The organism is Saccharopolyspora antibiotica (assembly GCF_047200635.1).
Lineage (GTDB): Bacteria > Actinomycetota > Actinomycetes > Mycobacteriales > Pseudonocardiaceae > Saccharopolyspora_C.
In genome coordinates this window covers 163,267-182,102 of record NZ_JBJZOI010000003.1, presented here as the reverse complement: position 1 = coordinate 182,102, position 18,836 = coordinate 163,267, and the positions used below count along the sequence as shown (strand labels likewise).

General features: G+C 74.3%; 16 protein-coding genes. 10 read left to right on the top strand and 6 right to left on the bottom strand.

The features are described from left to right. The first annotated feature begins 10 nt into the window (after window positions 1-10). From ACL03H_RS03000 to ACL03H_RS02980, 5 genes are all read left to right on the top strand, one after another. Window positions 11-1,735, top strand: a complete 1,725-nt coding sequence (locus ACL03H_RS03000; protein WP_412809485.1) for an alpha/beta hydrolase family protein — start codon at window positions 11-13, stop codon at window positions 1,733-1,735. Window positions 1,736-1,759: 24 nt separating this feature from the next. After that, window positions 1,760-2,503, top strand: a complete 744-nt coding sequence (locus ACL03H_RS02995; RefSeq protein WP_412809484.1) for an SDR family NAD(P)-dependent oxidoreductase — start codon at window positions 1,760-1,762, stop codon at window positions 2,501-2,503. Between the two features lie 114 nt (window positions 2,504-2,617). After that, complete coding sequence (locus tag ACL03H_RS02990; protein WP_412809483.1) at window positions 2,618-3,010, top strand: DUF2237 family protein; 393 nt, start codon at window positions 2,618-2,620, stop codon at window positions 3,008-3,010. Between the two features lie 83 nt (window positions 3,011-3,093). Next, the gene (locus ACL03H_RS02985; RefSeq protein WP_412809482.1) at window positions 3,094-3,696 is read left to right on the top strand and encodes a TetR/AcrR family transcriptional regulator; all 603 of its coding nucleotides are present in this window, start codon (window positions 3,094-3,096) and stop codon (window positions 3,694-3,696) included. Window positions 3,697-3,970: 274 nt separating this feature from the next. Further along, a complete protein-coding gene (locus tag ACL03H_RS02980; protein ID WP_412809481.1) occupies window positions 3,971-6,064 on the top strand; it encodes a bifunctional diguanylate cyclase/phosphohydrolase in 2,094 nt (697 codons plus the stop codon). Window positions 6,065-6,066: 2 nt separating this feature from the next. Here ACL03H_RS02980 and ACL03H_RS02975 read toward each other — a convergent pair whose 3' ends face one another. The 4 genes from ACL03H_RS02975 to ACL03H_RS02960 form a co-directional block, all read right to left on the bottom strand. Continuing rightward, the gene (locus tag ACL03H_RS02975) at window positions 6,067-6,726 is read right to left on the bottom strand and encodes a thiaminase II/PqqC family protein (RefSeq protein WP_412809480.1); all 660 of its coding nucleotides are present in this window, start codon (window positions 6,724-6,726) and stop codon (window positions 6,067-6,069) included. A gap of 111 nt (window positions 6,727-6,837) precedes the next feature. Beyond that, window positions 6,838-7,458, bottom strand: a complete 621-nt coding sequence (locus ACL03H_RS02970; RefSeq protein ID WP_412809479.1) for an acetoacetate decarboxylase family protein — start codon at window positions 7,456-7,458, stop codon at window positions 6,838-6,840. Between the two features lie 59 nt (window positions 7,459-7,517). Continuing rightward, the gene (locus ACL03H_RS02965) at window positions 7,518-9,206 is read right to left on the bottom strand and encodes a GMC family oxidoreductase N-terminal domain-containing protein (protein WP_412809478.1); all 1,689 of its coding nucleotides are present in this window, start codon (window positions 9,204-9,206) and stop codon (window positions 7,518-7,520) included. 65 nt (window positions 9,207-9,271) lie between these two features. Next, entirely contained in the window at window positions 9,272-10,747 is a 1,476-nt protein-coding gene (locus ACL03H_RS02960; RefSeq protein ID WP_412809477.1) for a flavin-containing monooxygenase, read from the bottom strand. Window positions 10,748-11,025: 278 nt separating this feature from the next. On the opposite strand from ACL03H_RS02960, the gene ACL03H_RS02955 reads away from it, so the two are divergent. The 5 genes from ACL03H_RS02955 (at window position 11,026) to ACL03H_RS02935 (ending at window position 17,088) form a co-directional block, all read left to right on the top strand. Next, window positions 11,026-11,823 carry an SDR family oxidoreductase gene (locus ACL03H_RS02955; RefSeq protein ID WP_412809476.1) on the top strand — a complete coding sequence of 266 codons (798 nt, stop codon included), beginning with the start codon at window positions 11,026-11,028 and terminating at the stop codon, window positions 11,821-11,823. A 275-nt stretch (window positions 11,824-12,098) separates the two neighbouring features. Next, the gene (locus ACL03H_RS02950; protein ID WP_412809475.1) at window positions 12,099-12,974 is read left to right on the top strand and encodes a LysR family transcriptional regulator; all 876 of its coding nucleotides are present in this window, start codon (window positions 12,099-12,101) and stop codon (window positions 12,972-12,974) included. A 96-nt stretch (window positions 12,975-13,070) separates the two neighbouring features. After that, the gene (locus ACL03H_RS02945; protein WP_412809474.1) at window positions 13,071-15,482 is read left to right on the top strand and encodes an MGDG synthase family glycosyltransferase; all 2,412 of its coding nucleotides are present in this window, start codon (window positions 13,071-13,073) and stop codon (window positions 15,480-15,482) included. 14 nt (window positions 15,483-15,496) lie between these two features. Beyond that, complete coding sequence (locus ACL03H_RS02940) at window positions 15,497-16,378, top strand: DMT family transporter (protein WP_412809584.1); 882 nt, start codon at window positions 15,497-15,499, stop codon at window positions 16,376-16,378. After that, complete coding sequence (locus tag ACL03H_RS02935) at window positions 16,375-17,088, top strand: SDR family NAD(P)-dependent oxidoreductase (RefSeq protein ID WP_412809473.1); 714 nt, start codon at window positions 16,375-16,377, stop codon at window positions 17,086-17,088. The genes ACL03H_RS02940 and ACL03H_RS02935 overlap by 4 nt, the downstream gene beginning before the upstream one ends. A gap of 2 nt (window positions 17,089-17,090) precedes the next feature. Here the strand turns inward: ACL03H_RS02935 and ACL03H_RS02930 are convergent, their stop codons facing one another. Further along, window positions 17,091-17,747, bottom strand: a complete 657-nt coding sequence (locus ACL03H_RS02930; RefSeq protein WP_412809472.1) for a VC0807 family protein — start codon at window positions 17,745-17,747, stop codon at window positions 17,091-17,093. Window positions 17,748-17,830: 83 nt separating this feature from the next. After that, window positions 17,831-18,832, bottom strand: coding sequence for an adenosyl-hopene transferase HpnH (gene hpnH / locus ACL03H_RS02925; protein WP_412809471.1), 1,002 nt, complete (start codon window positions 18,830-18,832; stop codon window positions 17,831-17,833). Window positions 18,833-18,836: the final 4 nt, after the last annotated feature.

The window sequence follows — 18,836 nt, the reverse complement described above, 5'->3', positions numbered from 1 at the left end:
CGGGGCGCCCATGAGCGCGCCCGCACCGATCAGGCCGGCCACCTCGGCCGTGACCCGGTCGAACTTCGGCTTCTGCCCGGATGGCCGGGAGGTCGCCTGCATCCGCACCAGCGCCGAGGTCTCCACCTTGGAGCTGTGGTCCTTCGCGCCGCGCGGGACGCGGCCGCACGCGCTGCGCGCCCGACGCTTCGGCCAGCTGCCGGGCAAGGTCCGCGCCTCCGGGCCGGAGCTCATCCACCAGAACGCGGTGGTCGACCCGGGCGCGCGGCTGCTGCCGCTCGGTGACGGCCGGGTGCTGGTGCTCACCGACCGGGGCGGTCTCGCCGAACTGGAACTGATCGACCCGTCCGCGCCGCGCGGCCACCTCGTCGGACAGGTGCGCGCCGCGGACGGGTACCTGCTGCCGAGCCCCTCGGTGGCGCAACTGGGCTTCCTGGTCGCCCGCGAGGACCAGGAGCGGACGGCCGTCTGGCGTCTCACCGACGGCCCGCCCGGTGTCGAGCCACTCGTGCGGCTGCCCGGCGCCGCCACGGGGGGTGTGTGGCTCGACACCGACGCGGATCTGCTGGCGCTCAACCTCTCCCGGCCGGGACACGCCGTGGAAGGGGTGCTGGCCGATCTGCGGCGCGGTTCCTGGCAGCCGCTGTTCTCCATGTCGCCCGCCAGCGACGACCGGATCCTGCTGCACCACCAGCGGTCCAAGCTGCTGCTGGTGCGCTCCACCTCGCCCGGGGCCGACCGGGTGGGCTGGGTGCTGCTCGACGGCGCGGGCAGCGTGCGGTTCCCGGAGCGGCTGTGCTCCACCCACGTGCCGCTGACCGTGGACGAGAGCGGGCAGCGGGTGCTGCTGCGGCGGGAGTCGGGCGCCCTGTCGGCGCTGGACCTGTACTCGCCGCGCGAGGACCGGCTCGCCGCGCTGACGCTGCCCCCGGGGCGAATCGGAGACCGGGCGCACCTGCACGGCCGCACCGCGCGGGTGCCGTTCTCCTCGCCCGCGCGGCCGTCGACGCTGGTGACGGTCGCGCCGAACGGGTCCTGCTCCCCGCTGCCCGAGGACACCCGCCCGGAGCTGCCGCCGTGGGCCTCGGCCGATCTGCTGCGCCTCGGCGGTGGCGTCGAAGCCATCGTCTACGGCGGCGCGCAGTGGCGGTCCTGCGAGCACGTGGTGCTCGCCCTGCACCACGTCGCGGGCGAGCTGTGGCGCTGGGAGTTCCACCCGTTGTTCCAGGACCTCGCAGCGGTGGGCGTCGCGGTCATCGCGCCGAACCGGCGCGGGGAGGACGGGCGCTGGGGCGGGCCCGACCTGGCCGGGGTGATCTCCCTGGGCCACCACCTCCGGTCGCAGCGGCCGAGCCTGCCGGGGCCGGTGCTGCTCGGCGGTGGGCACGGTGGCCTGCTCGGCCTGCAGGCCGCGGGCAGCACACCGGGGTTGTGGTCGGGCTGCGCGGCGCTGGCCCCGCTGCTGGGCGACGCCGACGAACTCGGCCTGACCGCACCGGCCAACACCGCCCCGGTGCTGCTGGCGCACGGAACTCGGGACGAGGTCGTTCCCGTCGAGCGGGCGCGGGCGCTGCGCCGCGCGCTGGACGGGCCGGAGGCCGCGAACCCCTGGTTGCACTACGTCGAGTTCGACGCGGAGCACGAGCCGGTGGCCTCGGTGGGCCGCCGCGCGCTGCGGGAGAAGGTCGTGGCGTTCTGCCTCGGCAGGCTGGCCCCCTCGCCGGGGGTTCGCTGACCGCCTCGGGCAGACTGGTCGCCCATGAGCTCAACGGTGCTGGTCCTCGGCGGCCGCAGCGAGATCGGTGTCGAACTGGCCGCCCGCCTGGTGGGTGCGGGCCGCCGCACGGTGGTGCTGGCCGCCCGGCGCTGCCACGACCTCGACGAGCAGGAGCAGCGGCTGCGGGAAGCCGGCGCGGCGGACGTGGACCGGGTCGAGTTCGACGCCGACGACCTCGGTTCGCACCGCGCGGTGCTCGACGAGGTGATCGCGCGCCACGGCGCGCTGGACGACGTGATCGTGTCCTTCGGGATGCTCGGCGACCAGGAGCTCGCCGAGCGCGACGCGGAGCACGCGGTGGCAATCGTGCACACCGACTACGTCGCGCACGTCGCGGTGCTCACCCACCTCGCGCGGTCGCTGCGCGCGCAAGGGCACGGCCGGCTGGTGGTCTTCTCCTCGGTGGCGGGGGTGCGGGTGCGGCGGGCCAACTACGTGTACGGCTCGGCCAAGGCCGGGCTGGACGGGTTCGCCTCCGGTCTCGCCGACTCCCTCGCGGGCACCGGGGTGCGGCTGCTGATCGTGCGGCCGGGCTTCGTGATCGGCCGGATGACCGAGGGCATGTCGCCCGCCCCGTTCTCCAGCACCCCCGGTCAGGTCGCGGACGCGGCGGCGCGAGCGCTGCGGCGCGGCCGGGTCGAGGTCTGGGTCCCGTTCGCGCTGCGCGTGCTGTTCGGGGTGCTGCGCTACGCGCCGCGCTCGGTCTGGCGGCGGATGCCCCGGTGAGCGCACTGGACGGCGCGGGCCGTTCTCGCCACACTGGAGCCGCGCCGGATCCGGGGCCTGAGACCTCGGGCCGCCGGACCGCACACGCGTACAGGTGCGAGTGAAGGTGCCCTCATGACGACCGATCGCAACGTTCTCGGTGGCGAGCTGGAGCCCTGCGGCACCGACCCGCTCACCGGTTTCCACCGCGACGGCTGCTGCACGACCGGCCCGGAGGACGTGGGCGGGCACACGGTGTGCGCCGTGGTCTCCACGGAGTTCCTCGTGCACCAGCAGGAGACGGGCAACGACCTGGTGACGCCCCGCCCCGAGCACGACTTCGCGGGGTTGCAACCCGGCGACCGCTGGTGCGTGTGCGCGTCGCGCTGGCTGGAGGCCTACTCGGCCGGCGCGGCGCCCCCGGTGCTGCTGGCCGCCACCCACGCGAAGGCGATCGAGGTCGTCCCGCTCAGCGCGCTGCGGGAGCACGCGGTGGACGTGCCCGCCGACCCCAGCGCCCTCGCCTGATCACTCCGCTCCGCTCGGGGCGGTTGGGCCGGCCCGCGCTCATCGGCAAGACTGGCCGGAGCCGATCGAGGGAGGGACTGGCGATGCGCGAGGGGCGACCCGAGTGCGCGGTGCCGCGGGCGCAGGCCGAGCGTTCCGACGCCGCGCGCAACCGCAGGCGGATCGTGGACGCGGCCCGGGGCATGGTGCGGGCCCGCGGGGTGGAGTCGCTGTCGATGGAGGACGTCGCCCAGTCCGCGGGCGTCGGCGTCGGCACCGTCTACCGGCGGTTCGGCGATCGCGCCGGGCTCGCCTACGCCCTGCTGGACGAGCGGGAGCGGGAGTTCCAGGAGGCGTTCCTGTCCGGTCCTCCCCCGCTGGGGCCCGGCGCCGAACCCGCGGCCCGGATCCGGGCGTTCCTGCGGGCCCTGCTGGAGCGGGTCGACGAGCAGTCGGGGCTGCTGCTGGTCGCCGAGACCAGCGGTCCGCACGCCCGTTACGCGAGCGGCGCGTACCTGACCCACCGCGCGCACCTGGTGGAGCTGCTGCGCCAGGTGCGGCCGCACGGTGATCCGCAGGTGCTCGCGGACGCGCTGCTGGCCCCGCTGAGCGCGGTGGCGGTGAGCTACCAGCGGGAGGTGGCCGGCCTGTCCCTCGATCGGATCAGTGCCGGCCTGGACGAGCTGGTGACCGCGCTGGCCGGGTGATCCGGGCCCGGCGGACCCGGCGCCGCGGCCTCGTGAGGAGTTTCCCCACCGCTGCGCCCAACGGTCCACTGTGGATCAATGTCGGGCGGCGCTGGCTCCCCGGCCGATCCGCGCTCCGGATCCGCGTGCGAGCTGATCAACCAGCCGGACATCCCGGTACTAGCGCACTAGGGTGGTGGCGATCTTCGGCGGATCCGCGCCGCGCCCGGTCGCGACGGCGTGGCAGCGGCCGCCGCTCGGCCGTTACGGTCGTGTCCCCGGCGGAAAGGCTCCGATGACCAGTACGGTGCGGCGGACGTTCGGTGATCCCGTGTGGCCGGTCTACCTGGTCATCTGCGCGGTGGTGGGCACCGCCTACTTCGCCATCCCGGAGAACGGCGCGACGAACCCGCTGCGGATCGCGCTCTACTGCGCGATCAGCGCCTCCGCCGTGCCCGCGCTGCTGTACGGCCTGCGCAGGCACCGGCCCCGGCAGCGGCTGCCGTGGCTGCTCATCGCGGGCAGTCAGGCCGTGTACGCGCTCGCCGACGTGAGCTTCTACACCGCGCACTACCTGCTGGGCATCACGCGCTTCCCCTTCGTCGCCGACGTGCTGTACCTCGCGCACTACCCGCTCATCGTCACCGGGATCCTGCTGCTGATCCGGGCCCGCACCCCGCGCCGCGACCTGCTGAGCCTCATCGACGCGACGGTGCTGGGGGTGGCCGCGGCGCTGCTGTCCTGGCTCTACCTGCTGCAACCGCTGATCAGCGCCGAGGAGTCCGCGCTGGCGACCGCCGCCTACGTCGCCTACCCGGTGCTGGACCTGGCGCTGCTGGCGGTGGGCCTGCGGCTGCTGCTGGATCCCGGGCCCCGGCCACCGTCGTTCTTCCTGCTGGTGGCGAACCTGCTGGCGTTCCTCGGCGCGGACTCGATCTACGTGCTGCAGCGGATCGACAACAGCTACTTCGCGGGCAACTTCCTGGACGCGCTGTGGTTGGCGGGCAACATCGCGCTGGGCACCGCCGGGCTGCACCCGACGATGGCCGCGCTCACCCAGCCCGGACCCGAGCGGGAGCTGAACCTGAGCCCGTCGCGAGTGGCCGTCCTCGCGGCGGCCTCGCTGATCGCGCCCGGGATCCTGCTGCTGGAGAACGTGCGGGGGTCCACCGGTCACGTGAAGGCGATCGCGGTGGCCTGCGCGGTGCTGTTCCTGCTCACCCTCGGCAGGCTGGTCGTGATGGTCCGCGAGCAGCGCAGGCTCGCGGTGACCGACTCGCTCACGGGGCTGCACACCCGCCGGTACTTCGAGCTCGAACTGCCGAAGGCGCTGGCCCGCGCCAGCAGGGCGCGGACGCGGGTCGCGGTGTTCATCGTGGACATCGACCACTTCAAGTCCATCAACGACCGCTACGGCCACCCGGCAGGTGACCGGGTCCTGGTGGAGATCGCCGCGCGGTTGCGCGAGGTCGTGCGGGAGGGCGACGTGCTGGCCCGTTACGGCGGCGAGGAGTTCGCGCTGCTGGCCGCCGACGTCGCCCTCGACGACCTGCCGGTCATCGCCGAGCGGTTGCGGACGGCGGTGTCCCGCGAACCGGTGCGGATCGACGACGACTCGTGGCTGCCGGTCACCACCTCGGTCGGCGCGGCGCCGGCGATCGGGCAGCAGGACGATCCCGAGGAGACGGTGGCCGCCGCCGACCGGGCGCTGTACGCGGCGAAGGCCGAGGGCCGGGACCGCGTCTCGGTCGGCGAGCGGCCCGTGGCGGTGCCCGCGACGGACGACGCGGCGGCCCTGAACTACCTGCACTCGCTGAGCGACCAGGTGGACCGCGAGCTGTCCTCGCACTCGCACGGGCGCGCGGTCGGCGCCTACGCGAGGGTGGTGTGCCTGGCGATGGGCGGGGACGCCGCGGCGGTGCACCGCGCCGAGCTCGCGGGCCGCCTGCACGACGTGGGCAAGATCGTGATCCCGCCGGAGGTGCTGGCCAAGCCGGCTCCCCTCGACGAGTCCGAGTGGGCGCTGCTGCGCAGCCACCCGGATCACGGCTACCGGCTGCTGCGCCCGGTGCGCGGACTGGCCGAGATCGCCGAGGTGGTCCGCCAGCACCACGAGCGCTGGGACGGCGAGGGCTACCCGCTGGGGTTGCGCGGCGACCAGATCCGGTGGGAGGCGCGGATCATCGCGGTCTGCGATGCCTGGGCGACCATGCTCGCCGACCGCCCCTACCGCCGCCCCCGCACCGTCGAGGAGGCGCTGCGGGAGCTGCGCGACTGCCGGGGCACCCAGTTCGATCCCGAGGTGGTGGACGCCTTCCTCCGGCTGCACGCCGAGGGCCGCGTCCACCGCCTCCCCCCGCTGTCCGCGACGATGCCCGCCGCGGACTGAGCTCAGAGGCTGTCGGGCAGGGTGTTCCAGAACATCAGCTCGTAGTCCTGGAAGAGGTGGGCGTACCGCCGGGCCAGGCCCTCGGTGAGGGTGCCCGCGTCGAGGCCGGCCTGCACGGCGGCCTCGGCCCGCTCGGCAGCGCCGGGCTGCGGCGTCCCGAACAGGTCGAAGAACTCGCAGTCCTCGTCGGTGAGCCCGTAGTGGGCGCGCAGGGCGCTCGCCACCTCCGCGCAGTAGGAGCCGAAGGCGGCGAAGTTGGACACGATGGCGACGGCCGCGTCGCCCGGATCGGCGTGCAGGGCCAGCCAGGACATGTAGGCCGGGTAGGCCTGGCAACCCGCCTTCGGGCGGTAGTCGGCCACGTCCTGCTCGCTCCAGCCCAGCGCCGCGGAGAGCTTCGGCAGCGCCCCCAGCGCGGCGCCCTCGCCCTCGGCGAGCCCGGCGAAGAACTCCCGGGTCGGCCGGTCGGCGGCGCGCGCCGAGAGGGTGAGGAAGCTGCGCCAGTCGCACGGCACGATGCGGGATTCCTCGGCTGCCAGCGCCCCGAGCACCCAGGCCGGTGCCGACCCCTCCCGCAGCAGCGGGAGCAGCCGGTTCTCGTCCTCGCGGGGAGCGAGTTCCCGGTGTACGGAGTCCAGCAGGGCGCGCGCGGAATCGGTCATGTCCCGATGGTCGCACGATCCGGGCGGCGGGGACGGTCATGATCGAGAAACATCACGCTCGCCAACTTCCGGCCGTGCCGCGGGAATCCGGACCTTCCCGGCAGAACTCGCTCAGCGGGCGGTGCCGAAGTTCATGTCGAAGCCCGCCATCGCCAGGCTCGCCACCGGGCGCCGCCCGCCCAGCCAGCCCAGCGGGCCGTCCGGGTCGAACCGCCAGTCCGAGGCGCACCAGGACACCGGCGAGGCCCCGCGCACCCCGGTCTGCTGGAACCCGTTGAGGTCTTGGGCGATGCGGAAGGCGAACGGAGCCGACCCGGGCAACCGGGCGGTCCTGGCGAACCCGGCGGCGGCGATGCCCGCGGCCCCGAAACCCGCGGCGCGGGCGGTCCTGGTGTCGCCGGTGTCCGAGCGCACCTGGAACTCCGCGCGTTCCTTGGGGATCCCCCACAGCTCGCGGCCGCCGCGCTGGGAGGGGGCGCTGTTGACCCAGATGTGGCTGATGTGCGCCCGGGGCGAGCGGCGGTCCCGGACGAGCACGGCCGCGAGCAGCTCCTCGTACTCCAGCACGCTGCCGGGCCCGTAGACGACCCACGCGGTGCCGACGAACCCGGAGCCGCCGACCAGCAGCGGCGGCGTGCGCACCGGGGTGGCGGGCAGGTCCCCTTCGGGGATCCGCCACAGCGTCAGGTGCAGGCTTCCCCGCAACCGCCACGGTTCCGGCGGGTAGGACATCGCTCCTCCTCGGAGTAGTCGGCTCGGCCGCGAGCGCGGTGGCGGCCAGGTGCAGCCCATCAGACCGGGGTGATGGGCAGGCGCAGCGCGCCGGGGGCGGCCGCGGGGACGACCGGTCGAGCCGGGGGGCTCGGCTCGACCGGCCGGTACGGTTCGCCGAGCTCGGGACGGCGGTCCGCCTCGCCCTTGTTCGGCCACATCGCCATCGCCCGCTCGGCCTGCGCGGTGATGGTCAGCGATGGGTTCACCCCGAGGTTCGCCGAGATCGTGGAGCCGTCCACCACGTGCAGCCCGGGGTGCCCGTAGAGGCGGTGGTAGGCGTCGACCACGCCGCGCTCGGCGTCCGGCCCGATCGCGCAGCCGCCGATGAAGTGCCCGGTGATCGGCACGTTCATCAGGTCGGCCCAGCTTCCCGCGGGCACCCCGCCGATCTGCGCGGCGAGCGCGCGGGCCGCCGCGTGCCCGGCCGGGATCCAGGTCGGGTTCGGTTCCCCTTCCCCCTGCTCGCTGCGCAGCCGGCGGCCGAACGGCCCGCGCCGGGTGCGCAGGGTCAGCGAGTTGTCCACCGCCTGCATCACCAGCAGCACGATCGTCTGCTCCGACCAGTGGCGCGGCCGGTGCAGCACCGGCAGGTCCCGCCAGCGGCGCAGCATGTGCCGCAGCCCGAGCAGCAGGCGGTTGCGGCCCGGTTGCGGGTCGACCAGCGCGGACTGCAGCAGCGCCAGCAGGTTGCTGCCCTTGCCGTAGCGCACCGGTTCGATGTGGGTGTTCGCGTCCGGGTGCACCGAGGAGGTGATCGTGACGCCCTCGCTGAAGTCCTGCTCGGTGCCGCGGGCGCGGGCGGCGAGGATCTGCTCGGAGTTGGTGCGGCTCAGCAGGCCCAGCCGGGAGGAGATCCGCGGCAGCACCCCGTCGTCGCGCATCCGGTGCAGCAGCTTCTGCGTCCCGAGCGCCGAGGCCGCGAACACCACCTGCCCGGCGGTGAGCACCCGGCGGTCCCGGCGCCACGCGCGACCGGTCCGCGCGGTGTCCACGGCGTAGCCGCCGCCGGGCAGCGGTCGTACCGCCGTCACCGTGGTCAGCGGGTGCACCTCGGCGCCCGCGCTCTCCGCCAGGTGCAGGTAGTTCTTCGCCACCGTGTTCTTCGCGCCGTGCCGGCATCCCGTCATGCACTCACCGCAGTGCAGGCAGCCCCGCCGCCGCGGCCCCGCGCCGCCGAAGTACGGGTCGGGCTCGGAACGCCCCGGCTCGCCGAAGAACACCCCGACCTGCGCGCGGTGGTAGGTCCCGCCGATCCCCAGCTCCTCCGCGGCGGCGCGCATCGCCCGGTCCGAGGGGGTGTCCCGCGGGTTCTCCGCGACGCCGAGCATCCGCTTCGCCTGGTCGTAGTAGGGGGCGAGCTCTCCGCGCCAGTCGGTGATCCCGGCCCACTGCGGGTGCGCGTAGAACTCGGCGGGCGGCTCGTACAGGGTGTTCGCGTACACCAGGGAACCGCCGCCGACACCGGCGCCGCTGAGGATCAGCACGTCCCTGAGCAGGTTCATCCGGAAGATCCCGTAGCAGCCCAGCGCGGGCATCCACAGGTAGTCGCGCAGCCGCCAGGAGGTCTTCGGGAAGTCCGCGTCGGCGAACCGCCTGCCCGCCTCCAGCACGCCGACCCGGTAACCGCGCTCGGTGAGCCGCAGCGCGGAGACCCCGCCGCCGAACCCGGACCCGATGACGAGCACGTCGTAGTCGTGGTCGGTCATGCGCACCTCGCAGGAGTTCGGGTCGCCGTCGACCCGGGAGCGGACGGGGTTCTCGCGCGACGGGTTCAGCCGGGTGCCGCGGCCGGGGACAGCAGCCGGAAGTCGCGCAGGTCCGGGCAGCGGGTGCGCCTGCGGTACTCGGTCATCGAGCCGGGCCAGTTCGTGCTGATCCGCCCGTCGTCGTCCCGGTACCAGCTGCGGCAGGCGGTCCACACGCTCGTGCGCAGCCGCTGCTGGATCTCGCGGTCGAAGCGCTCCGCGGCCTCCGGCAGCACGTCCAGCGCCACCCCGGGCCGCTGGGCGAGCCGTCGCACCAGTCCCACCACGTACCGGGCCTGGCTCTCCAGCACGTGCACCACGGAGCCGGAACCGAGGTTGGTGTTCGGGCCGTACATCACGAACATGTTCGGGAAGCCCGGCACCGCCATCCCGAGGTAGGCGCGGGCGCCGCGCGACCACACCTCGTCGAGCCGCAGCCCGCCGACGCCGCGCACCCGCAGCGAGGACAGGAAGTTGCCCGCGTCGAACCCGGTGCCGAAGATCAGCACGTCGGCGGGGTGCTCGACGCCGTCCGCGGTGCGCAACCCGCTCGGGGTGATCCGCTCGATGCGCTCCCGCTCCAGGCGCACCCCGGGCCTGCCGAAGGCCGGGTAGTACTCGCTGGAGAACAGCACCCGCTTGCAGCCGATCTGGTGGTCCGGGGCGAACTCCTCGCTCGCCCCGGTGCCGAGCTGCGCGCGGCGGTGCCTGCCCGCGAGCGCGGTGAACAGCTTCCCGAGGGGCTGCGCGGTCGTCAGCCCGCGCCCCGCGGCCTCGAAGAACAGCCACACCCCGAGCCGCGCGATCGTCTGCGCGCCGGGAACGTTGCGGAACGCGAAGCGGTGCCGCTTCCGGTAGGCGCGGTCCGGGCGGGGGACCACGTGCGGGGCCGAGCGCTGGAAGACGGCGAGCTCGCGGACGCGGTCGGCGATCGCGGGCACGAACTGGATGGCGCTGGCCCCGGTGCCGATCACCGCCACCCGCTTGTCGCGCAGGTCGAGCTGGTGGTCCCAGCGGGCCGAGTGGAACCGCGCACCGCTGAACTCGGCCAGCCCGGGCAGGTCGGGCACCAGCGGTTCGCTGAGCTGGCCCACGGCGGGCACCAGGACGTCGGCCTCGACGACCTCACCGGTGCCGGTGCGCAGCCGCCAGCGGCGGGACCGCTCGTCGTAGTCGGCGGCCTCGATCGCGGTGTTCAACCGCAGGTGCCGGGTGAGCCGGTGGCGCTCCACGCAACGGCGCAGGTAGCGCAGGATCTCCGGCTGCTCGGCGAAGCGCCGCCGCCACTCCGGTTCCGGCATGAACGAGTACGAGTACAGGTGCGAGGGCACGTCGCAGGCCGCACCGGGATAGGTGTTGTCCCGCCACACCCCGCCGACGCCGGGCGCGCGCTCGAAGATGGTGAACGAGGTGTGCCCCGCCCGGCGCAGCTCCGCGGCCACCGCGATGCCCGCGAACCCGCTGCCGATGATCGCGACGTGGGGCTGGCGGATCGGTGACATGCGGGCTCCTCGTCGGATCGTGCGCCGGAGCGGCGCGCTGGGGCACGATCACGTTAAGCCGCGTCGGCCGCGCTGGTCAGACGCCGACGGTCAGATCATTGATAGTTTCGGACACCGCCTGGTCCCGGGGTGGTCCCGGGTCCGCGGCTGGGGGCGTCCGCCCGTTCCACCTTCACCCGAACGTGCCAGGTACCGGGGCTGACCTGCGCCCATCGACATGACTTGTCGGCCCACCGGTTGTTCGCGTTTCCCCCGGATCGACCGTTCGGCCTAACGTCGTGCCGGACCGGACGAACGCGAACGACTCACCGGAGGGCGACATGGCGGAGCACGGGCTGAACGGCAAGGTGGCGGTGGTGGCCGGGGGCGCCAAGAACCTCGGCGGCCTGATCAGCACCAGGTTCGGCGAAGCGGGTGCCTCGGTCGTGGTCCACCACCACGCGGAGTCCTCGAAGGCCGACGCCGAGCGCACCGCGGAGGCCGTGCGCGAGGCCGGGTCCTCGGCCGTCGTGGTGGCCGGGGACCTCACCCGGGTCGATGACGTCCGACGCCTGTTCGACGTGGCCGTCGACGAGTTCGGCGGGGTCGACGTCGCGGTGAACACCACCGGCATGGTGCTGCGCAAGCCGATCGCGGAGACCTCCGAGGAGGAGTACGACCGCATGTTCGGCATCAACGCCAAGGCCGCGTACTTCTTCCTGCAGGAGGCGGGCCGCCGCCTCAACGACAACGGCCGGATCATCAGCCTGGTGACCTCGCTGCTGGCGGCGTTCACCGACGGCTACTCCACCTACGCGGGCGGGAAGGCACCGCTGGAGCACTTCACCCGCGCCGCCGCCAAGGAGTTCGCCGACCGCGGCATCTCCGTGAACAACATCGCTCCCGGGCCGATGGACACCCCGTTCTTCTACCCGCAGGAGACCCCGGAGCGGGTCGAGTTCCACCGGTCGCAGGCGCTGGGCAACCAGCTCACCAAGATCGAGGACATCGAGCCGCTGGTGCGCTTCCTGGCCACCGACGGATGGTGGATCACCGGGCAGACGATCTTCGCCAACGGCGGGTACACCACCCGCTGACCCGAGCGGAGCGGGAGTGGACCAGGATCGCGGGGCGGCCGGCGCGGGGGGACGGCCGCCCCGCGCGGCGGCCGGGTGCGGCCTCCGCCTCCGGCAGGAAAGGACGACCGTGAGCGAACGAACCTCCACCCCCGCGCACCGGACGCCCGGGACCGGACGCCGAGCGGTGCCGGGGCCCGCCGCCGCTGCCGTCCCACCGCGCCCCGCACCCGGCCCGCCCACCGGCGCGCTCGCGACCCCGCGGCGCGCCCCCTCCCGGGCGCGGCGGGCCTGAGGTGGGACTGGACCTGCGCAAGCTGGAGCACCTCGTGGCGGTGGCCGAGGAGGGCGGGTTCACGCGTGCCGCGGCCCGGCTGCACCTGTCCCAGCAGGCGCTGAGCACGTCCGTGCGCAGCCTGGAGCGCGAGGTCGGGGTGCCGCTGCTGCGCCGCGAGGCCACCGGGGTCACGCCGTTGCCCGCCGGGCAGGCGCTCATCGACGACGCCCGCGTGCTGCACGGCGCCGCCCGCGCCGCGCTGCACCGGGCCCGCCGGCTCGGGCGCGGCGAGGTACCGGTCCTCAGCATCGGCCACACCCCCGCCGTCACCACCGACGAGGTGACCGCCCTGGTGCGCACCGCGCTCGCCGCACTCCCCGAGCTGCGGACGGAGGTGCACCAGCTCTACCCGCCGCGGCTGGCCGAGCGGCTGCGCGACGGGGAGCTCGGGCTCGGCCTCTGCCGGGGGATGCGGCCGGGCGGTGGCCTCACCCGCAGCACGCTCGGCCAGGACCGGCTCGCGGTCGCGGTCGCGGCCGGGCACCGCTTCGCCCGGCGCGAGCACGTCGAGCTGGCCGAGCTGGCGCACGAGCGCCTGGTCGTCTGGGGCGATCCGGGGCGCTCCGGTTACACCGATCTGCTGCTGGACCACTGCCGGAACGCCGGGTTCGAACCCGACCACCTGCGCAACCCGATCCAGGGCACCGCTCCGGTGACCGCGGTGGTCGGCACCGGGCACGTGGCCCTGGTGACCGGGCCGCCGGGGCCCGCGGTGGGTGGCCGCGTCCAGGTCGTCGAGCTCCGCCCCGCGCTGTTCGCCCCGCTGCACGCCCTGTGGCCCACCCACGTGACCGACGAGGTCCGCGACGCCGTGCTCACCGCCGTCGGCGGCTGAGACGGGTTCACCTGGTGGGTCACCTTCATCCGGCCGGTCCCCCCGCGCGCCGCTAGCCTCCGGAGCACGAGCCGTTCTCGGAGGGGAGCTCGCCTCGTGATCCACCCGCCACGCCGCCTCGTGCTGGTCAGCGCCACCATCGGGGAGGGGCACAACGCCACCGCCGGGGCCGTCGAGCAGGCGGCGCGCCTGCACTGGCCCGAGTGCCAGGTGACCTGGATCGACGCGCTGGAGACCATGGGCTCCTGGGTTCCCCGCGCGTTCCAGCGGATCTACGTCACCAACGTCGAGTCGACGCCGTGGCTCTACGACTACTTCTACGCCGCGCTGTGGCGGCGGCGCTGGTTCGCCGACGCGTGCCGCCGGTTCACCGGGTCCTGGTGCGGCCGGCGGCTGCGGCCGCTGCTGGCAGCGCGACGCCCGGACCTCGTGGTCTCCACCTACCCGCTGGGCACCGCCGGGCTGGACTGGTTGCGCCGCCGGGGAGAGCTCACCGCGCCCATCGCGGCGGTGATCTCCGACTTCGCCCCGCACCCGTTCTGGGTGTACTCGGAGATCGACCTCCACCTGGTGATGAGCGAGAACGGCCTCCGGGCCGCCCGCCGCGCGCAGCCCCGCTCGGCGCACGCGGTGAGCGCACCACCGGTGGAGACGCGGTTCCACCCGCGCGACAAGGCCACCGCCCGGCTCGCCTGCGGCTTGCCCGTCGAGGGCGCGCAGGTGCTGATCTCCTGCGGTTCGCTCGGGTTCGGCTCCGTCGAGCGGGCCGCCGAGGCCGCGCTGCGCGCCGGGCTGGACCGCGTCGTCGTGCTCTGCGGTCACAACGAGGGGCTGCTGGCGCGGCTGCGCGAGCGCGCCGAGCGGGACCCCCGGCTCGTCCCGCTGGGCTGGGTGCGGGACGTGCCCGCCTACACCGCCGCCGCCGACGCGGTGATCACCAACGCCGGGGGTGCCACCGCGCTCGAGGCGCTCGCGTGCGCGCGCCCGGTGCTCATGGTCGAACCGATCGCCGGGCACGGCCGGGCCAACGCCGAGCTCATGGCCGAGGCCGGGCTGGCGGAGCTGCACGAGGACGCCGAGGCACTCGGCCACCGGCTGCGCGGCCTGCGCACCGATCCCGAGTCGCTGCGCGGAATCGAGCGCCGCGTGCACGAGCACCTGGCCACGACCGGCAGGTTCTCCGACCAGGTCGCCGCGCTGGCGCGGCTGTCCCCTGGGAACCGGGCCGGGGCGCTGCGCGGCCAGGACGCGTTCTTCGCGCTCGCCGCCACTGCCGAGGTCCCCCAGCAGACCGGCGCGGTGCTCGCCCTGGTCGCCCAGGACCGGGCGATGACCACCGCCGACTGGATTGACCACCTCGGCGCGCTGATCACCGAGCGGGCCCCGGAACTGCCGATGCTGCACCACCGGCTGCACGCCCCGCGCGGGCGTCGCCCCTGGTGGGAACCGGTGCGGGAGCTGTCGGTGCCCGAGCACCTGACGCAGCACGAACTGCGCCCCGGCGACGCCGGCCAACGCGCGGCCCTGGAACGGGAGTTCTTCAGCGCCCCGCCGCCCGGCGACCGGCCGCCGTGGGCGATGGCGCTGCTGCGCGAACCCGGTACCGAGCTCGCGACGCTGCTGGTGAGGATGCACCACTCGCTCGGCGACGGGCTCACGATGTCCTCCACCCTGCTGCGGCTGCTCGCCGACGACCCGCCGCCGCGCCCGGTGCCCGCGCGCCCGGCTCTGTCCGGGGCGCGCCGCGCCGTGGCGGTGCTGCGCGGAACGCTCGGTCTCGCCGCGAGCAGCGCCGCCCCCGCGACACCGAGCGGGCGCAGCACCCGGGACCGGCACTTCGCGTGGGTCGAGCTGCCCACCGAGGCGATCCGCGCCGCCGCCGAGGAGCACGGGGTCACCCGCAGCGCGCTGCTGCTGGCCGTGCTGGCCGAGGCGCTGCACGGGCTCGACTCCGACGACACCCGGCAGCGCTCGCTGCGCGCGATGGTGGCGCGCGGCACCGGCGAGGGCGACGCCGGGTTCGGCAACCACGCCGCCGGGGTGGCCGTGGACCTGCCGCTGGGGCCGATGGCGCCGCGGCGGCGGCTCGCCGAGGTCGCCGCCCGCCTCGACCGCGCGCAGCGCCACGGGCGTCCGCTGGCCGCCGCGGCGGTGCTGCGCGCCCTGGCGGTGCTGCCGCCCGCGCTGCACGCCAGGGCGGTGCGCGGGATGCACCGGGCGCGCTTCTTCCAGGCCCTCTTCTCGGTGATGCCGGGGCGCGAGGAGCCGATCCGGGTGAGCGGGGCGCTGCTGCGCTCCGCCCACCCCGTGCTGCCGCTGGCGGAGGGCGTCGGCCTGGCGGTCGGCGCGCTGCACTGGGCGGGGCGCACCTGCATCGGCATCACCACCGACCCCGGCCTGTTCTCCGCCGCCGACGGGCTCGCCGAGCGCATCGGCGCCGCGTTCGACGAGCTGGCCGGTGGGCCTGGCGCGAGGTCGGTTCCCCGGCCGGTGGGCGCGCGCTCGTGAGCTCGACCGGCACGATGCTCGCGGTGGCGGTACCCGCCGCGGTGCTCGGCGCGGCCGGGTTCGGGCTGGCCAGCGCCGTGCAGCAGCGCGCCACCAAGCAGGTTCCCACCAGCCGCACCCTCGACCCCCGGCTGCTGTGGGACCTGGTGCGCAAACCGATCTGGCTGCTGAGCATCGGCACCGTGCTGGCCGGCCTGTCGCTGCAGGTGGTGGCTCTGGCGTTCGGGCCGCTGATCCTGGTCCAGCCGCTGCTGGTGACCTCGGTGCTGTTCGCCGCGGTCTTCGCGGCCGGAATGGCGCACCGCAGGCTGGACCGGGTGCTGGTGCTCGGCGCGCTCGCCGTGATCGCGGGGCTGGCCGCGTTCCTGCTGCTGGCCCGGCCGGTCGGCGAGGGCACCGGGTTCACCGGGGGCAGCGACGTGCGCCCGCTGGCCGCGGTGCTGGCGGTGCTGGTGGTCATCTGCGTGCTCACCGCGCACCGGTTCCCCGGTGAGATCCGGGTGCTGGCGCTGGCGATGGCCACCGGCGTCCTCTACGGGGTGACCGCCGGTTTGATCAAGGTGGTGGCCGAGCAGATCCGGGTCGGCGGCCTCGTCGAGCCGTTCACCCACGCCACCCTCTACGTGGTGTGCGCGCTGGGGCCGGTGGGGTTCTTGCTGAGCCAGAACACCTTCCAGCAGGGCCGGTTCATCTCCCCCGCGCTCGCCGTGATCACGGCGGTGGACCCGCTGGTCGGGATGGCGATCGGGGTGAGCTGGCTGGGCGAGCGCATCGTGGTCACCCCGCTGGCGGTGACGGGGCAGGTCCTGGCGGCGATCGTGCTGATGGCCGGGATCTGGGTGCTGACCCACCGCGGCGAACACCTGCGGCGGGTGGCCGAGGCGCGGTCAGGATGAGCGGGCGCCGCGCGTTGATCACCGGTGCCTCCTCGGGCATCGGAGCCGCGCTGGCCCGGCAGCTGGGCGCGGACGGGTGCGAGGTGGTGCTGGTGGGGCGCGACGCGGCCCGGCTGGCGGAGGTGGCCCGGTGTTGCGGAGGACGACCGCTGGTGGCCGACCTCGGCGAGCCGGCGGGCCTGGAGCGGGTCGCCGCGGCAGCCGCCGACGTGGACCTGCTGATCAACAACGCGGGTTTCGGGCACACCGGCCCGCTGGGTTCGATGCCCGCCGGGCTGGTGCGGGAGCTGATCGAGGTCAACCTGACCGCGCCGGTGCAGCTCACCCGGGCCGCGCTGCCCGGCCTGGCCGCGCGCGGCGGGCGGATCGGGTTCGTCTCCTCCATCGCCGCCACCGGGGTGGCGGAGGAGGCGGTGTACTCGGCGGCGAAGGCGGGGCTGCGCGCGTTCGCGGCGAGCCTCGCGCACGAGGGCGTTCCGGTGAGCACGGCGTTCCCGGGCGTGGTGGACACGCCGTTCTTCGCCCGGCGCGGCGCCCGCCCACCGGGCCGCCTGCGGCCGGTCGCCCCGGAACGGGTGGCCCGGGCGCTGCTGCGCGCCCTGGCCACCGGGACCCCGGAGGTGTTCGTGCCGGGCTGGCTGGATCTCGCCGCCCGCGTGCAGGGCGCGCTGCCCACCACGTTCCAGCGGCTCGCGCGCCGCTGCGGCTGAGCTCAGGCGGGGGCGCGGCGCGCGAAGCGCAGCGTGATGCCCTCCCCGCGCAGCTCGCGCCGCAGCCACCAGATCGAGCCGACGGCGGCGACCGCGACCAGGCTGAACGAGCCGGCCGTGCTGGCCAGCAGGAAGTGCCCGATCGTGGCCTGGGCCAGCGCCCACAGCGTCGTGAACCCGTTGATCGTGAACACCAGCGCCCACAGCAACGAGACCCGGCGGAAGAACAGCTGGACCCGCGCGTTGCCGATCAGCGCGGGCGGCAGGATGCAGAAGTCGTCGGCGAGCTTGGCGATGAGCGTCCGCTCGAACAGCAGCGAACCGAGGAACAGCAGCGCCACCAGGAAGTTCTGCAGGCTCGGTTCCAGGAAGTACAGGAACGAGCTGTTCGTCGCGAACCCCACGACGGTCCGCACCACCAGCACCCCGGTGGTCAACATCAGCACCAGCGGCACCCGCACGCGCAGGACGAGCCGCACGGCGACGGCTCCGACGCCCCAGACGAGCGCGGCGATCAGCCCACCGGTCAGACCGGTGAAGGTGAACAGGACGTAGAAGAGCACGAGCGGTGCGATGACCGTCTCACCCAGGTGCTTGGCGGCGTGCCACAAGTGCGATGGGAGCGCGTCGAGGTGCACGACCTGCGATGGCTTCTGCATGTGTATCGGTGTTCCGTCGTCGGGGGCCGTCGCCCCAGAGTAACCGCAAATGCGCTGATCAAGGAGGGGCCGGGTGGGATCCTTCACCCCGCCAGGGCACGAATCGATTCGCGCAATGAACTCATCGTGGCCAACACCGCGGTCGGTTCGTAGCCGCAGTGCGCCATGCAGTTGGCGCAGCGGGGGTCCTTGCCCCGCCCGTAGGAGTCCCAGTCGGTGTCCTCCAGCAGCTCCCGGTACGACTGCGCGTAACCGTCCGCCATCAGGTAGCAGGGTCGCTGCCAACCGTGGAGCGAGTAGGACGGGATCGCCCAGGCCGTGCAGCCGAAGTCGACCCTGCCCTCCAGGAAGTCCAGGAACCGGGGCGAGTGGTTGAACCGCCACCTGCGCCGCCTGCCGTCGGCGAAGACCTTCGCGAACAGCTCGCGCGTCTCGGTCACCCCGAGGAAGTGCTCCTGATCCGGCGCCTTGTCGTAGGCGTAGGCGGGCGAGAGCATCATCTGGTCGACGCCCAGGTCGTCGTTGAGGTAGTCCAGCACCTCGATCACCGAGGCCGCGGTGTCGGTGGTGAAGAAGGTGCTGTTGGTGGTGATCCGGAAGCCGCGCCGCTGCGCTTCGCGCACGTTGGCCACCGCCTGGTCGAACACGCCCTCCTTGCACACCGAGGCGTCGTGGCGTTCCCGCAGGCCGTCGATGTGCACGGCCCAGGAGAAGTACGGCGACGGCTCGAACTGGTCGATCTTGCGCGGCATCAGCAGCGCGTTCGTGCACAGGTAGACGAACTTCTTGCGCCGCACCAGCTCGCGCACCAGCACGTCGATCTCGGGATGCATCAGCGGCTCGCCCCCTGCGATGGAGACCACTGGGGCGCCGCACTCCTCCACCGCCGCCAGCGCTCGCTCGACGGGCATCCGCTGCTTGAGCACGCTGGCCGGGTGCTGGATCTTGCCGCACCCGGCGCAGGCGAGGTTGCAGGCGAACAGCGGCTCCAGTTCCAGGGTCAGTGCGAACTTCTCGCGCCGCGCGAGCTTCTGCCGCACGAGGTAGGAGCCGACGCGAACGGCTTGGCGCATCGGAATCCCCATGGCA

Bases quoted from the DNA above. Each gene is read 5' to 3' on its own strand.
- ACL03H_RS03000 (WP_412809485.1), top strand. From the start codon at position 11: ATGAGCGCGCCCGCACCGATCAGGCCGGCCACCTCGGCCGTGACCCGG.
- ACL03H_RS02995 (WP_412809484.1), top strand. From the start codon at position 1,760: ATGAGCTCAACGGTGCTGGTCCTCGGCGGCCGCAGCGAGATCGGTGTC.
- ACL03H_RS02990 (WP_412809483.1), top strand. From the start codon at position 2,618: ATGACGACCGATCGCAACGTTCTCGGTGGCGAGCTGGAGCCCTGCGGC.
- ACL03H_RS02985 (WP_412809482.1), top strand. From the start codon at position 3,094: ATGCGCGAGGGGCGACCCGAGTGCGCGGTGCCGCGGGCGCAGGCCGAG.
- ACL03H_RS02980 (WP_412809481.1), top strand. From the start codon at position 3,971: ATGACCAGTACGGTGCGGCGGACGTTCGGTGATCCCGTGTGGCCGGTC.
- ACL03H_RS02975 (WP_412809480.1), bottom strand. From the start codon at position 6,726: ATGACCGATTCCGCGCGCGCCCTGCTGGACTCCGTACACCGGGAACTC.
- ACL03H_RS02970 (WP_412809479.1), bottom strand. From the start codon at position 7,458: ATGTCCTACCCGCCGGAACCGTGGCGGTTGCGGGGAAGCCTGCACCTG.
- ACL03H_RS02965 (WP_412809478.1), bottom strand. From the start codon at position 9,206: ATGACCGACCACGACTACGACGTGCTCGTCATCGGGTCCGGGTTCGGC.
- ACL03H_RS02960 (WP_412809477.1), bottom strand. From the start codon at position 10,747: ATGTCACCGATCCGCCAGCCCCACGTCGCGATCATCGGCAGCGGGTTC.
- ACL03H_RS02940 (WP_412809584.1), top strand. From the start codon at position 15,497: ATGCTCGCGGTGGCGGTACCCGCCGCGGTGCTCGGCGCGGCCGGGTTC.
- ACL03H_RS02935 (WP_412809473.1), top strand. From the start codon at position 16,375: ATGAGCGGGCGCCGCGCGTTGATCACCGGTGCCTCCTCGGGCATCGGA.
- ACL03H_RS02930 (WP_412809472.1), bottom strand. From the start codon at position 17,747: ATGCAGAAGCCATCGCAGGTCGTGCACCTCGACGCGCTCCCATCGCAC.
- hpnH (WP_412809471.1), bottom strand. From the start codon at position 18,832: ATGGGGATTCCGATGCGCCAAGCCGTTCGCGTCGGCTCCTACCTCGTG.